We start from the raw sequence: 15,338 nt of genomic DNA on the forward strand, positions 1-15,338 counted from the left end.
GTTCTTCCTCCCTTAAGCAGATCAATATGAAGGGTGTCTCCGAGGATCTTTGCTAGACCAACGGGACACCCTCTTTTTTAGATTATCTTATGGATCTCAGTTATTCTTTTACTCCACCTAAAGTTAACCCTTTAACGAAGTACTTCTGCAAGAATGGGTAGACCATAATAATAGGTACACTCGCAACGATCGTCATTGTTGCACGAATGGATACAGGAGTGACCCGTTCAGCTTGTGATCCTGAATTGACAAAGGCATCCGTTTGACTACCTCCTCCAATTGCAGTTGAATTTTGGAGGATTTTCATTAATTCATATTGCAATGTACTCAATGTTTGATCACTTGAATTATATAAGAATACATCAAACCATTGGTTCCATTGGAATACCGCAACAAATAGAGACACGGTTGCAAGTACTGGAAGTGATAGTGGTAAGACAATTTTAAAGAAAGTAGTGAAGTCCCCAGCACCATCAATTCGTGCTGATTCAAACAAGCTTTCCGGTAGTCCCTCAATGAATGAGCGAATGACGATTAGGTTGAATACTCCAATGATTCCCGGAAGGATATAGACCCAGAAGCTTCCGATTAATTGTAAATCACGCATAAGTAAGAAAGTTGGAATTAATCCACCATTAAAATACATTGTTAAGACAAAAATAACTGTCACTGATTTTCTAAAGACGAACTCTCTTCGACTAATTGCATATGCAACCATTGCAGTACAAATCAATGAGATACCGGTACCAATTACTGTTCTTAAGATAGAAATCCATGTTGCTTGGAAGATAGTCGATTGACTAAAGACATGTTCATAGCTCTTCAAAGTAAATTCTCTCGGCCAAAGGAAGATTCCACCTTTAATTGAATCTGAAGCATCATTCAAAGAAATGGCCAATGTATTTATAAATGGATACAGCATAACGATACAAAGGAAAATCATAAAAATAGTATTTAATGTATCAAAAACAACATCTTCTCTCGTGCGACGGATGTTTCTTTTCTTCTTAGTAAAGAGACTCATTTGGGCACCTCCTCTTAAAATAATCTGGCCTGGCCTAGTTTTTTGGCGATACCATTTGCTGCAAATAGGAAAACAAATGCTACGACTGTTTTAAAGATTCCAGCTGCTGTAGCTAGTGAAAAATTCCCCATCGAAATTCCATATTTTAAAACAAAAATATCTAGGTTTTCAGAAAAGTGATAGTTCATTGGATTTCCTAATAGATATTGAGGTTCAAATCCAGATTCTAAAATGTATCCTAGATTCATAATGACAAGAATAACAATAACGGGTTGCATTGCAGGAATCGTAATATGAATAATTCTTTGTATTCTCGAAGCTCCATCAATTTCGGCTGCTTCATATTGAGCTTGATCAATCATAGCGATTGCAGCTAAATAGATAATCGTATTCCAGCCAACGTTCTTCCAAGTTTCAGCTGCCCCAATAATTCCCCAGAAATATTCACCAATCCCTAAAAACAAAATAGGTTCATCAACAATATTGAAGGTTGTCAAAAGAATATTTATAATACCGTTCTCTAGAGATAGTGTGTAAGAAACAATACTTGCTGCTACAACCCATGAAATAAAGTGGGGCATGTAACTAATTGTTTGAACGATTCGTTTGAAGCCCATATTTCTAATCTCATTTAGTAGTACGGCTAAAAGAATGGCAGTTACAAATCCTAATACCATATTAATAAAACTCATTGCAAACGTATTTCGAAGAATGATTAAGAAGGTATTGTCTTGAAATAAGAAGTAGAAATGCTCAAGGCCTACCCATTTCTGCTCACTAAAACTACGTGCTGGTTTGAAGTCCTGAAAGGCCATTGTCCATCCCCATACAGGCACATATTTAAATATTATTAGCCAAATAACAAACGGTACGGTCATTATCAATAGTGCTTTCTGTTGCCTACATTTCTTTAGAATCGTTTTCAGTTTTGGTTCTTTCTTTTTCTCTAACAGAGTTGGTACACTATTCTGAGGTTCTCTTTCTATACGCAATTCTATCCCTCCTTGATTAGACTATTGTTCTAACACTCAAACAAAAAACTGTAAGCGGTTTCATCTGATTAGTTTTATTTTAACGCTAACCTTGTGTTTCTTGGACCATCAAAACTATAGTTCTTACTTTGAAAAACTTAGGCTAATTTAAGACAAAAATAAACCATAGTCAGGACGACTATGGTTTATTAGGACTGCTATCAGCTGGACATATAATTTTAACTGTTGTGCCTTCCGAGATTGTACTACTCATTGTAAATTCAAACTGGTTGCCATATAGCAGTTTCAATCGGTAATAGACATTACGAATTCCTACACTATCACCCATTGATTCGTTTGTCTGTAAAGAATGAAGATACTCATCTAAAAATTCTTTCTCCATCCCAACTCCATCATCCGTTATTTGACAGACTATTTTATTTTCTTCCTTTGTAATTTTAATCTTAATTAATCCGTTACCGAGCTTTGGTTCAATTCCATGAATACTAGCATTTTCTATAAATGGAGTGTATGCCATGTTCGGAATCTTACATTCCTTTGCATCATCATCTACTTCAATATGATAGTTTAATTTTTCATCGAAACGATATTTTTGAATCTCTAGAAAGTATTGAATCATTTTTAATTCTTCTTGAACAGTTACCCAGTCCTTCCCCCACGAAATTGAATTTCTAAGGATTTTAGCCATATTCTTAATTATATTTGCTGTCTCATCTTCATTTTTTAGCATGCTTCTCATTCGAATCGTTTCTAAAGAATTAAATAGAAAATGTGGATTTATTTGACTTTGAAGAGCACTCAATTGAGCTTGTTTACTTTTTAGTTCAAGGTCCTTCTTTTGCAGATTAGCAAGATACACATCATTAATTAAATCTTTGATTTTCTTAGACATGCGGTTAAATTCAGTTGTTAACTGGCCTATCTCATCCTTATATTCAACACCTTCAATACTATTAAATTGTTGATGTTTCATTCGCTTCATTTGTTTTAAGATCCTGATTAAACGTGAGTGTAGTGAACTAGTAATATAAATAATAACAAAAGAGGGGACAAAGAAATTAATAGCAGCTAAATACAAAATGAATCTTCTTGAATTTTGAGCCTCTTCTAAAATGGTCGCTTCGGAAACAATACCAATCACTTTCCATTCATTTAAATAGTTGATTGTGTATTCTTCTGAAAAAACAAGCGAATCTTGTTCAATTAATTTATCAGAGAAAAATTCCGTATCACTATTAGCTGCGGTTGTATATTGAATCATATTATTCTCATCAACCAAATAGACTTCACCTTGAAACGTTGCGTTAACAAAGGCTTTCTTTATTAGTTCTGTATTTAAATCAATCTTAACAATTTTCTGTTTTGTATTGTTATGAAAATGATCTAGTTTACGAATCACACTGAAAATGAATCCGTTTTCACTTTTTTCATCATCTATTCTAATCACAGTAGGTGCAAACGTAGATGAATTAAGCACATCTTTCAGCCATTCTTGGTTCGGGAGGTCCTCCATTGCATTTCGAATACCGCCCGCATACAACACAGTTTGATTATCTGTGAATAAATTAAAATCTTTAATTGAAGCATAGAGCGTACTATACTTATAGTTTCTTAAAACTAAATCATAATCATTAACATACTCAACGATGGATTGATAATCCTTTTCTAAAAAATCATGGAGAGTCTTATCGGTATAAATGGTTGCCGATATCCCAACTGCATCATTAACAATGTTTTTGAAGCTATCAGACATATGTCTGACAGCTAAAGTTAGATCTGCTTCTTTTTGTTTTTGAACATTTGTAATCGTAACATGATAAAAAATGATATTAGTTAATAGGATTGGAATAAAGACCGAGAAGAAATAGACAATTAATAGCTTATTTCTTAAGTTGACATTATTAATATTAAATTTACCCATAGTTTCCCCATTACTCTAAATTACTTTGTTGTAGAATTTGATTGCGGTACTCTGTTGGTGTCAGGTTCTCAATTTTTTCAAATTGAGTGACAAAATAATCGGGACTTTGGAAGCCGACCTTTTCAGCAATTTCATAGATTCTTAAATTAGTTTGGCGTAAATGTTTCTTTGCTTCTTCAATTCTTACCTGCAACAAATATTCTTTAAAATACATACCGTATGCTTTCTTGAAAAGCTGACCCATATAGACAGGATTCATAAAGAACGTATTAGCGATACTTTTTAAACTAATATTATTATGGAAATTGGCTTCAATAAACTTTTTTACTTTTTGGATATCTCCTTTGCCATTTTGCTTTCTTAGCTCAACTAGATATTCTGAGGCTTCGAGTACAAAATCGGAAAAGATCTTTTTTAATTGTTCGAATGTCCAAGAATATTGATGCCATTTAATCATTATTGGCAAACTCGAAAGGTTCTTCTCGTCCCCCTCCATATTTCTAATCGTTTTGGTTACACTATGGACACAACGATTAATTGACGTTTTTATAGCTTCAGGTGCAAATAATTTAGTTTGGAATTCCTCAAACATTTGGTCAATAATTAACACGGTATCCTTTCTATGATTCTCTTCAATTGATACGAGTAATTTTTGATAAATGGCTGTATCCATTTCAGTATAAATGATTGTTAAATTTTTCACCTTAGTATAATAAATTGGTTTATTATCATTCGAACTATATTTATATTGCATCGCAAAATTAGCTGAATCCATTGAAGTAGATACTTCACTCAAACTGTCTACCCCATCCCCAATATAAATAGAGATATGTTTACCCAGTTTTTTTTGAAGGTTCAACTGCAATTTTTCAATAAATATATCAAAACTGTTCATGAATCTATCCAACGTTAAATCAGTTACTAATAAACCGTAACTATTACGTTGGTGAGTTCGAAAAGGAAGATTAGGACTCCCATTAGACCATTCCCCAATTAATTCCTCAATCCTACCTTTCTCCAATTGTAAGCAGTTCTCTTCATTCAAATCACTGCCATTAATCTCAATAATAATATAGTAAAATTTGCTAGCTTTGTTTAACTTCAAGATTTCTAATAGATCTTCTGAATGTTCAACTTTACCACTAATTATTTCTTCAAATCTATTTGTTATCAGTATTTTTTCATTCGATTGTTTAATCGCTTTTTCCTTTAAAATAGAAGTACTGAGTTGTATTAGAGTTTCTTCCAACTCTTCTTTCTCAATTGGCTTTAATATAAAGTCATAAACACCATATCTCACTGCCTTCTGGGCATATTTAAAATCATTATAGCCACTTAAAATGATAAATTTCGTGTCCAGATCCCTTTCTTCGACTGTCTGTCTTATTAACTCAATTCCATCTAGAACAGGCATTCGAATATCCGTGATGACTAAATCAGGGTTCGTTTGTTCAATCTGTTGCAACGCTCCCTTACCATTATCTGCTTCTGCACAAACCTGAAAACCACATTTTTCCCAATCAATTAGATTGAGTAGACCTTGGCGAACAAAACGCTCATCATCAACTAAAATGACTTTATTCATGTTGTATGACCCTCCCATCTTATTGCCTAAGTAAATAACAACGATCTTAATCTATCAGTTCTCATTGTAATACTTTTTCCAAAGATTGAAAACGGTTTCAATTATTTAATTTATTTTATAATCTTTAACACTCCATCTTTAGTTAAAGGAAACCCGTGCCACAGCCTAGGATTGTTAGTGAATGTTGACTACTTAAATTCAAATAATTTATAAGTTATTCTCTTTCTGTCTGTCCGTATGCTGTTGGTTATATTCATTCACAAAAAGTGAATACCCCCATAAAATACGCATATAGACCATAAAAGGTGGGATCCAGGTGTCCATTGTTACAGGAAAACAATATATAGATCGTATCGACAAACTAAAGAATGAAATTTGGATTGACGGGGAAAAAGTGGAGGATAAACTCTCTGAGCATCAAGCATTCAAGGGAATCTTAAAAAGCAAAGCAGCCTTATACGAGCTACAACATGACAGCTCATTACAAGAAAAATTAACATTTGTAGAGCAAAATGAGCGACATAACTTTGCCTATAAACAGCCAAAAACAATTTCTTGCCTACAGGAACGACGGGATGGGACACAGCTTTGGGCAAAAGAAAATGGAGGAACAATTGGTAGATCACCAGATTACATTAATACAGCTATTATGACATTAGGTACATCCCATTCATTTTTTGATAATCGTTTTGCAAATAACGCTACAAACCTTTACGAAAGAGCAAAAAAAAATGATTTGTCCTTTACTCATACATTTATAAATCCTCAATCTAATCGCTCGCCCTTTTACTTTGAATCTTATAGAGAAAATAATAAGGATGACATTGTCGCTGCAAAAGTCATCGACGAAACCGAAGATGGTATTGTCATTCATGGTGCTCGCCTACTCGCAACACAGGGGGGGATCACCGATGAAATACTCGTCTTACCTGCTGCTACTAAATCAATGGACACTACCTACGCTTTCGCATTCGCCATTCCATCTAACACACCAGGGTTGAAATTTCTATGTCGGCAATCCTACGCATCTAGTTCAAATTGTCAATTTGATTACCCGTTGTCGTCACAGTTCGATGAGGTCGACGCTATCGTTGTATTCGATCACGTCCTCGTTCCCTGGGAGTGCGTTCTACTATATAAAAATTCTGAAAAGGCTAGTACTATTTTCACAGAAACAAATCTTAATATTATGCTTTTGTATCAGGCGGTATCAAGACAAATAATCAAGACAGAATTCATACTAGGAGTTGGTGAATCATTAGCAACTTCGATTGACGTCACACAATATCAACATATACAAGAAAAATTGAGTGAAATCATCGTTTGTTTGGAAATTATGAAATCTTTACTAGCTAGGGCCGAGTCAGAAGCAAGTGTAAATTCTTTCGGCACAATGGTTCCTGCACATGTTCCCCTAATGACAGCATCTAACTATTATCAAAAAACATATCCACGTCTCGTTGAGATTCTTCATCTAATTGGTGCAAGTGGTTTTATCTCTCTTCCAACTGAGGCCGACTTTAATACAACGATCGGAAAAGAATTAGAACATTATCTTCAAGCAGCAAATGTGAAAGGTAGAGAACGTGTACAATTGACAAGATTAGCTTGGGATTTAACAATGAGTCCTTTTGGCTCGAGACAAACACAGTATGAACGCTTTTTTTTCGGTGATCCTATTAGACTTTCATCAGCACTATATCTTTCCTATGACAAACAACCATTTGTCGATGACATCGATTCATTTTTAAAATAAACAGAGGCTGAGACAATAGTGATTTAACTAATAGAAAATCCGAACAATATAGTTGGCGGACGTAAACCGCTCCTAAAATATACTTCGCTTTCCGCGGGAAGCCGGTGAGCCATGAGGCCACTGAAGAAAGGTGAAAATCACACCTTTTTCAGTGGCCTCTTTTGCATCGCGCAGGAGTCTACGTACATTTCATCCGCTGAGTAAATGCTTTGTTCGGTATTTCAGTTAGACACTTTAACTATGCCCAGCCTTTTTTTACTTATATACTTTTTTCGGAGCTGATCAATAGAGCCAGACATACTAATAACTGCCCCACTAATTGCGGTTCGTGCAGACGTCGCTGCATTTCGGCAGATAGTATAAATTGGAAACAAGATAATAGTAGCAAGCGTCTTGCGGTTTATAAACACCACTTCTTAATTGCTTCTGCTACACCACTCTCTTCGTTTGTTACTGTGACCCAATCTGCTGCTTCTTTTACGATGGGCTGAGCATTCCCCATCGCAACACCAATACCTGCTTCCTTAATCATCGCTAGATCATTTAGGCTATCACCGAGAGCCATGACCTGATTCATCGTCAGTCCCAATAAACCGCATACTTTTTCAATTGCTCTCGCTTTATTCACACCACCTGCATTCACTTCCAAATTCGTTAAGCTTGAGTTAGTTACCTCTAGTAGCTGATTTTCAGATAGCTCTTCTAGTATGATTTGTCTTAGTTGATCATCCTCTATATTAAAACCAAACTTCATCCATTCATGGGAAGTAAAGTCCTCTGGGAACGTTTCTCTCCATACATTTCCAACTGAAGCTGCCCAACATTCTGTTTGATGCTTTTGCTTCAACTCCCACATATATTCCACTAAATCTGTACTAAGAATTTGTCTATCAACCAATTGACGAGATGCATCCCAAATTTCGCTGCCATTCACTGTAATAAGATAGGAATCTAACGATAGAGATTCTATTAAATCGTCAAGTGTCATTCGAGTTCTCCCAGTGCTAATAACAACGTGAATTCCTTTATCCTGTGCTGCCTTAATCGCCTTCCTATTTTCAATTGAAATCTTATGTTCGTGATCCAAGAGAGTACCATCCATATCAATAGCAATTAACTGTATATTTTCATGATTGATATTAGTCATGTTAAAAACTCCTTTAAGCTTTCAGTTCCATTCCGCAGTTTTTTCTACTATCATCATTTTAGTTGATAATAATTCGTATAGCAATTACTCTCTCCTGCATCTATGTTATAGTGAAATTGTAGAAATTCACTATGGAGGGATGATAACTATGAAAACATCTGATCAGTTAGTTGCATACGTCGGTACATACACAAATGGAGACAGCAAAGGAATTTATCGTTTTCAGGTGGACCCAGTTTCAGGACAAGTGGATCATGTCAAAGCAGTCGCCGAAATTGGTGGTCCCACTTATTTAACAATTAGTCAAAATAATGATTACTTATACTCTGTCGCTAAAGTAGGGGAAGATGGTGGAGTCGCAGCTTATTCGATTAATGAGGAACATGATTTGACCCTTATTAACCATCAGGTTGAAGCAGGAAGTCCGCCATGCCATGTTAGTTTAGATGAATCGAATAAGTACCTATTCACAGCTAATTATCATAAAGGAACAGCTGATGCATTCTCTATTAATGAGAATGGACAGTTATCAAAGGCCTTGTCGACTGTCCAACATGAGGGGAATGGACCTAACGAAGCTCGCCAAGAGAAGGCCCATGCCCACTTTGCTGGCATCACACCTGATGGAAACTTCTTGTGTGTTGTGGATCTAGGTACAGATAAGATTGCTATGTACAAGGTTGAGGAAGGAAAGCTTTCACTACATAAAGAAATCACCGTAAAACCAGGGAGTGGTCCGAGACATATTAGATTCCACCCTAATGGCAAAACAGCTTACGTCAATGCAGAATTAAGCTCAGAAGTAATTGTTTTTGAATATGATCATGACAATGGAAATCTCAAAGAAATTCAGGTGCTATCTACACTACCTGAAAATTTTGAAGAAGAAAGTACTGGAGGAGCACTTCACTTATCAGGCGATGGTCGGTTCCTCTATGCTTCGAATCGCGGTCATGACAGTATAGCTCTCTTCACTATTGATGAGAATACTGGACAAATCACTCTTAATTCCTTTACATCAACGGAAGGATCGCATCCACGTGATTTCTCAATTGATCCGACAGGTCAGTTTATTTTTGCAGCAAATAAAGATTCTAATAATATTGTTCAATTCTCTAGAAACCAAGAAACAGGTGAATTAACAAAAACAGGGATTGAGCTATCAATCCCAAATCCAGTATGTGTTAAATTTCTTAATCTAAATTAGGTTTTACAATTAAACTCCGTAATAGTAAATCACATATAAACGGTTCGCAGGATGTCTTCAAAGGTCAACAACCTTTTAAGGCATCTTTTTATGTTGTCTTTTCAATACTGAAAACGTAATAGACCATCGATTTAAAAAAAAATGCCCATATTTTTTCTGTTGTTACTCTTATCTATCATTGATACTATATTAATACCTAGATATTATCTCGAACAGGAGGCGATTTAAAATACTCGCCATATCAGGACTCATTTATATTTTGATTACCCTTATATTATTTACCGTTCTTTATTTCAAATTTACCAACAAGAGAAGTGTCGCCTTAAAAGGAATGGGTGTTTTCCTCTTTTGTGGATTATTCTTTAGTACTGCTAGTATTGTTTATTATGTTTCAAAGAATGATCTTACTCTAGATTTTGCTCTATTTACAGACGTGCCAAGCTTAAATGAAGTTTCAGAAAATGACTTACCATTTCTATTAATAAGAAATAATGAGATAATCGACGGTTTCACCTTATATTCAGAGGCTATTGATGCAGCTCGTTTGAGTGAGGATACTGAGGTTCATTTACACGTTCAAGGAAATCTCATCTGGCATAGAAATCTAAATATAGCCGAAAAAGTACTTCTCAATGTTCCTCTAATTGAACAACTCCCAGAGCTACCTCGTGGCTGTGAGGTGACAAGTCTTGCTATGCTATTTGCTTACCATCATCTTTCGATTGATAAGATGTTCCTTGCAGAAAAAGTCATGAAAGACCCTACTCCCTATCAGAAAAAAGGAGATACGATCTATTTTGGCGATCCCCATCAAGGCTTTGTAGGTGATATGTACAATCGAACCAATCCAGGCTATGGTGTCTATCACCTTCCTATTGAACAGTTAGCGAAGGATTACTCAGACGAAGACGTGATCAATTTAACTGGTACTTCATTTGACCATGTCTTACTCCAACTATCACAAGGACATCCTGTTTGGATCATTTCCAATACCAAATATTCGAAATTACCTTCAAGTGCTTTTGAGACGTGGCAAACCCCAAATGGACCGAGAGAAATTACCTACCATTTACACTCTGTTGTGGTAACAGGCTTTGATCAAGAATTCATCTATTTCAATGACCCTCTAGAAGGGACCAAAAATCGAAAAATGCCCCGTGGATCTTTTATTGAGGCTTGGGAGCAAATGGGCAAACAAGCTATAGTTCTTCATTAAAAAAAAGTTGCTTCACATCTAGAAAGATGTTGAAGCAACTTTTTCATTATTTTGTTTAGGATCCTCAGAAATAGGCTCATTGAAACGATATAATCCCTCAATATAGATTTGATGCCAAATCATAAAGATTAATACAGTCCAAAGCTTACGACTATAATCACCCTTCTGATTTCGGTGAGCCTCTAACATTTTCAAGAGATATCCTTTCTCAAACAGATGCTCAGTCGCACTTTCCTTAATAAGCTTCTCAGCCCAACCAAACCATTCATTACGAAGCCAATGACGAATCGGAACAGGGAAGCCTAATTTCTTCCTCATAAAAATATGTTCAGGAATAATTTCTTTCATCGCGTCTCTAAGTATGAATTTCGTGGTTCCATTAGCCATTTTATGACTAGTTTGCAATTCACTAGCGACACGAAAAACTTCTTTGTCCAAGAAAGGTACACGGAGCTCTAACGAATGTGCCATTGTCATTTTATCAGCCTTGACTAAAATGTCGCCACGAAGCCATGTGTTCAGATCAATGTATTGCATCTTCATAACATCATCATAATGAGTAATATCATTATACATTGCCTTTGTAATCTCAGAGACTGGTCGAGTTTTATCATACGTTTGCAAAAACGCTTCTTTTTCCAATTCATTCATAATTTTAGCATTTCCGATATAACGTTCTTCAAGTGGCGTGGTACCACGTTCTATAAAGCTTTTTCCTTTTACACCATCTGGTAGCTGTTTTGCGATAAGATTTAATATTCTTCGTGCTCCAGAAGGTAATCTAGAAAATCCTGTTAATGCACTAGGTTCCCGGTAAATATTATAACCACCAAATAGTTCATCTGCTCCCTCACCAGAAAGCACAACTTTAAGATGCTTACTCGCTTCTCTTGCAACGAAATATAATGGAATAGCAGCAGGATCAGCCATAGGCTCATCCATATGCCAAATAATTTTAGGGAGCTCTTTCAAGTATTCATCTGGCGTAATTAAATAATCGATATTTTCTACGTTCAATTTATCTGCCGTCTTTTTGGCCACATCGATTTCACTGAATCCATCAATTTCAAAGCCTACACTGAAAGTCTTAATATTTGGATTTACCTCTCTTGCTAAAGCTACGATGGCCGTTGAATCAATTCCTCCAGATAGAAAGGAGCCTACAGGCACATCACTTCTCATATGAACATTTACCGAATCCCTTAAGACATCAAGGATTTTCCCCTTTTGATAGTCATAGGAGTCTGATGTCGGAGCAAAGTTAGGTTTCCAATAAGGCTTGATCACCATCTTCTCACCATATTTCTGCTTAATATAGTGACCTGGTGACAACTTTTTAATTGCCTTTGCAACAGTGTAAGGCTCTGGAAAATACTGAAATGTTAAATAATGCTGAAGCATTTCTGTATTAATCTCAATTCCATCGAGCATTTCATAAATAGACTTAGCTTCTGAAGCTATGTACAAAGTCTCGTTGATTTCAGCGTAGAAAAATGGCTTGATGCCAAAATAGTCTCTAGCTGCAAAAAGCTCCTTCTCTTGCTTGTCCCATATAATGAATGAAAACATTCCTCTAAGTTCTTTGACTGATTCTTCCTTCATTACACTGTACAAAGCGATAATAGTCTCAGTATCTGAATCAGTTTGAAAGGTTAGACCTTGCTTTTTTAGTTTCTCTCTGATTTCAATATGATTATAAATTTCACCATTAAAAATAATCGTGTACCGATAATTTTCATAAGTTAATGGTTGATGACCGTTTTCTATATCTATAATACTTAATCTACGGAATCCGAATTTAACATAACTGTCCCTGTAATAGCCAACCTCATCTGGACCACGATGGGTGATCATCTCCGTAATCGTTTTTAAGTCATTATCTGTAGGAACGTCTTTTCCGAATGCTCCAACAATACCGCACATTTCTACACCCCATTTATATTCTTCACTTAACTCTTCCTATTTATAGTAATTAATCATTAACAATTACCCATTAAACTATACTTCACAATACTATATTCGATATTATTCGGCAATAGTTACATGAAATTATTTACATATAAATGAAAAAAAGTATCACAGAACAACTGTGATACTTTGGTTTCCTATAACTAGATAAAAAGAAGTAAGCTAAGTGCCATAACGGCCATTCCCCCGATAACACCATAAATAGACGAGTGAGCTTCTTCGTACTTCTTGGCTGCTGGCAGAAGTTCATCAAGCGATATAAAAATCATAATACCAGCAACGGCTGAAAAAATAATACCAAACATAACATCATTTAGGTAAGGCATCAAGAATAAAAATGCGACCACCGCACCAAGAGGTTCAGATAAACCAGACAAAAAGGAGAGCTTAAATGCCTTTTTCCGATCACCTGTAGCAAAATATACTGGGACAGAAACAGCAATGCCCTCAGGAATATTATGAATCGCAATCGCTACTGCAATTGCAATTCCTAATCCAGGATCATGTAGTGCTGAGGTAAAGGTTGCGATCCCTTCCGGAAAATTGTGTATTGCAATCGCCAATGCCGTGAACGTACCCATTTTAAGCAATGCTGGATCTTTTAAATCTTTAACCGGACCGCTCATTTCTTCGACTTTCTTTATTTCATGTGGGTTTCCTTGTTTTGGAATAAGCTTATCAATCATGGCTATTAGCAACATTCCACCAAAAAAACCAGCTACGGTTATCCAGTTTCCAAGCTTTACTCCCATGGCTGATACGAGTGCATCTTGGGCTTTTACAAATATCTCAACCATCGATACATAAATCATCACACCTGCCGAAAACCCAAGTGCAAATGATAGGAACTTTGTGTTTGTTGTTGAAGTAAAGAAAGCAAGGATACTTCCTATCCCTGTAGCAAGACCAGCCATTAACGTTAATCCAAAGGCTAGTAACAGATTTTCAGTCATATTATCATCCGCCGTTCTTTTTGAGATTCATGCTGTTTTTCCCCAAGCATCTATTCAAACCTTAAACCTTTATATTCATTACTTTCTAATTATTTTTAGTATATGAGACTAAACTTATTTTAAAATGATTATAGTGTCAAGCATTACTTCTCTTTCACTATATACTTCCCTATAATTGATAATACAAAGCTAAGTGAAACCCCAACAATAAAGCCTAGCTTAATTCCTAACAGCAGTGACGAAAGAAAGGTAATAGAAACTAATAATGTATCTATATTCCATTGTTCAGAAAGAGCTGGCAAATGAATAAGCTTTCTTGCAGCAAGAACAATGATAATAGCCAAAGCTGACTGTGGCAAATGAATGAACGCCGAGGTTAGATAAGATAAAGCGAGAATGACCATAATTGCAGCAAGTAGTGAACTGAGAGCAGTTCTCGCACCAGCCTGCTCGCTTACTGCTGAGCGTGAGAATGCACCTGCGACAGGGAATGAGCTAAAGAAACTACCTACTGTATTAGCCATGCCAAGTGCAAATAATTCTTGGTTTGGATCAAGGGCTTCTCGTGCTTTCTTATTTAAAGCCTGAGCCATAGCAAACGATTCTAGAAAGCTAATTAGTGAAATAAACAAGGCAAGTGGGATAAGAATATGCCAATGTTCCAGAATGAGCACTGGAAACTCTACATCAGGTAACCCACTAGGAATCACCCCGATTGTTTTAATTTGAAAATCCTCTAAAGTGAAAAATGAAACTAGAAGTGTACTACTTATGATAAATAATAGTGTCGTTGGAACCTTCTTAACAACCAAACTACAGCCATAAATAACAATCAGAATAGCAGTAAAGGCAACTGAAGCAAATTGGGCTTCTGGAAACTGTTTAATCAAATCTAATAAAGCAAAAAAGAAAGGTAATTCTTTTGCAAATGTTACGTCTATAAGTTGCCCCAACTGATTTAAAATTATCGTTAGTGCTAATGCCGAGGTAAATCCCCGCAACACACTAGGTGAGATATATCTCATTAGAGAACCTACCCTACAAATAGCCATCAACATTTGTAGGAGCCCAACTAACAGTGTGAGAAATATAACTAAAGAGATATATTGAATGGATCCAGGAGTGGCGATTTTCGCAATTTCCGTAAAAGTCATAATTGCAATGACAGCTACAGGCCCCACCGATAATTGTCTAGATGAACCAAGCAAGCTATAAATAATCGCTGGGAAAATAGCTGCATACAAACCATAGACAGGAGGTAAACCAGCGAGAATTGCATATGCCATTCCTTGAGGTATCAATAGTAATGCAACCATGAATGCGGCATATAAGTCTGCAAAAAAAGAGTGTCTGCTATACTTTGATAATTGATGAATAATTGGAAATAGTCCTGACCCCATTCCATACCTCCCTTTTTGATTAGCTAATTAAACTAATTTATGATAAAAGGGAGACAAGTATGATTTGAAATTCAAGCCCTGTATCTCAATCAAATAAAGCATAGTGACTGACGAACACTATGTGTTTCTTCCTATTAATTATACTATGAACAAAAAAACAGACAGGAGG

General features: G+C 35.9%; 11 protein-coding genes. 3 read left to right on the forward strand and 8 right to left on the reverse strand.

All coding sequences use genetic code 11. The features are described 5' to 3' along the window. Positions 1-100: 100 nt before the first annotated feature. The 4 genes from J7W16_RS07660 to J7W16_RS07675 all read right to left on the reverse strand — a co-directional run bounded on the left by J7W16_RS07660 (position 101) and on the right by J7W16_RS07675 (position 5,522). Positions 101-1,024, reverse strand: a complete 924-nt coding sequence (locus tag J7W16_RS07660; RefSeq protein WP_210596716.1) for a carbohydrate ABC transporter permease — start codon at positions 1,022-1,024, stop codon at positions 101-103. Positions 1,025-1,038: 14 nt separating this feature from the next. Beyond that, the gene (locus tag J7W16_RS07665; RefSeq protein ID WP_210597213.1) at positions 1,039-1,902 is read right to left on the reverse strand and encodes an ABC transporter permease; all 864 of its coding nucleotides are present in this window, start codon (positions 1,900-1,902) and stop codon (positions 1,039-1,041) included. 292 nt (positions 1,903-2,194) lie between these two features. Then, the gene (locus tag J7W16_RS07670; protein WP_210596717.1) at positions 2,195-3,937 is read right to left on the reverse strand and encodes a sensor histidine kinase; all 1,743 of its coding nucleotides are present in this window, start codon (positions 3,935-3,937) and stop codon (positions 2,195-2,197) included. Positions 3,938-3,947: 10 nt separating this feature from the next. Next, positions 3,948-5,522, reverse strand: coding sequence for a response regulator transcription factor (locus J7W16_RS07675; RefSeq protein WP_210596718.1), 1,575 nt, complete (start codon positions 5,520-5,522; stop codon positions 3,948-3,950). A gap of 316 nt (positions 5,523-5,838) precedes the next feature. On the opposite strand from J7W16_RS07675, the gene hpaB reads away from it, so the two are divergent. Then, complete coding sequence (gene hpaB / locus J7W16_RS07680; protein WP_210596719.1) at positions 5,839-7,278, forward strand: 4-hydroxyphenylacetate 3-monooxygenase, oxygenase component; 1,440 nt, start codon at positions 5,839-5,841, stop codon at positions 7,276-7,278. Between the two features lie 400 nt (positions 7,279-7,678). Here the strand turns inward: hpaB and J7W16_RS07685 are convergent, their stop codons facing one another. Further along, on the reverse strand, positions 7,679-8,425 hold the full coding sequence (locus tag J7W16_RS07685; protein ID WP_246879915.1) for a Cof-type HAD-IIB family hydrolase: 747 nt from the start codon (positions 8,423-8,425) through the stop codon (positions 7,679-7,681). Between the two features lie 148 nt (positions 8,426-8,573). On the opposite strand from J7W16_RS07685, the gene J7W16_RS07690 reads away from it, so the two are divergent. Further along, positions 8,574-9,632, forward strand: coding sequence for a lactonase family protein (locus J7W16_RS07690; RefSeq protein ID WP_210596720.1), 1,059 nt, complete (start codon positions 8,574-8,576; stop codon positions 9,630-9,632). Between the two features lie 259 nt (positions 9,633-9,891). Then, a complete protein-coding gene (locus J7W16_RS07695; RefSeq protein WP_210596721.1) occupies positions 9,892-10,848 on the forward strand; it encodes a C39 family peptidase in 957 nt (318 codons plus the stop codon). Positions 10,849-10,866: 18 nt separating this feature from the next. On the opposite strand, the gene asnB is transcribed toward J7W16_RS07695, so the two are convergent. The 3 genes from asnB to J7W16_RS07710 form a co-directional block, all read right to left on the reverse strand. Continuing rightward, positions 10,867-12,771 carry an asparagine synthase (glutamine-hydrolyzing) gene (asnB, locus tag J7W16_RS07700; protein WP_210596722.1) on the reverse strand — a complete coding sequence of 635 codons (1,905 nt, stop codon included), beginning with the start codon at positions 12,769-12,771 and terminating at the stop codon, positions 10,867-10,869. Between the two features lie 188 nt (positions 12,772-12,959). Continuing rightward, positions 12,960-13,769 (reverse strand): zinc transporter ZupT, encoded by an 810-nt coding sequence (zupT, locus tag J7W16_RS07705; RefSeq protein WP_210596723.1) that lies wholly within the window; start codon positions 13,767-13,769, stop codon positions 12,960-12,962. A gap of 143 nt (positions 13,770-13,912) precedes the next feature. Further along, positions 13,913-15,169: a SulP family inorganic anion transporter gene (locus J7W16_RS07710; RefSeq protein ID WP_210596724.1), complete on the reverse strand. Its 1,257-nt coding sequence runs from the start codon at positions 15,167-15,169 to the stop codon at positions 13,913-13,915. Between the last annotated feature and the right edge of the window lie 169 nt (positions 15,170-15,338).

It is taken from the genome of Halalkalibacter suaedae, from assembly GCF_017939705.1.
Lineage (GTDB): Bacteria > Bacillota > Bacilli > Bacillales > Bacillaceae_D > Halalkalibacter > Halalkalibacter suaedae.

What these genes read in the sequence shown, in the direction of transcription:
- J7W16_RS07660 (WP_210596716.1), bottom strand. Translation starts at nt 1,024, where the DNA reads ATGAGTCTCTTTACTAAGAAGAAAAGAAACATCCGTCGCACGAGAGAA.
- J7W16_RS07665 (WP_210597213.1), bottom strand. Translation starts at nt 1,902, where the DNA reads ATGACCGTACCGTTTGTTATTTGGCTAATAATATTTAAATATGTGCCT.
- J7W16_RS07670 (WP_210596717.1), bottom strand. Translation starts at nt 3,937, where the DNA reads ATGGGTAAATTTAATATTAATAATGTCAACTTAAGAAATAAGCTATTA.
- J7W16_RS07675 (WP_210596718.1), bottom strand. Translation starts at nt 5,522, where the DNA reads ATGAATAAAGTCATTTTAGTTGATGATGAGCGTTTTGTTCGCCAAGGT.
- J7W16_RS07685 (WP_246879915.1), bottom strand. Translation starts at nt 8,425, where the DNA reads ATGACTAATATCAATCATGAAAATATACAGTTAATTGCTATTGATATG.
- J7W16_RS07690 (WP_210596720.1), top strand. Translation starts at nt 8,574, where the DNA reads ATGAAAACATCTGATCAGTTAGTTGCATACGTCGGTACATACACAAAT.
- asnB (WP_210596722.1), bottom strand. Translation starts at nt 12,771, where the DNA reads ATGTGCGGTATTGTTGGAGCATTCGGAAAAGACGTTCCTACAGATAAT.
- zupT (WP_210596723.1), bottom strand. Translation starts at nt 13,769, where the DNA reads ATGACTGAAAATCTGTTACTAGCCTTTGGATTAACGTTAATGGCTGGT.
- J7W16_RS07710 (WP_210596724.1), bottom strand. Translation starts at nt 15,169, where the DNA reads ATGGGGTCAGGACTATTTCCAATTATTCATCAATTATCAAAGTATAGC.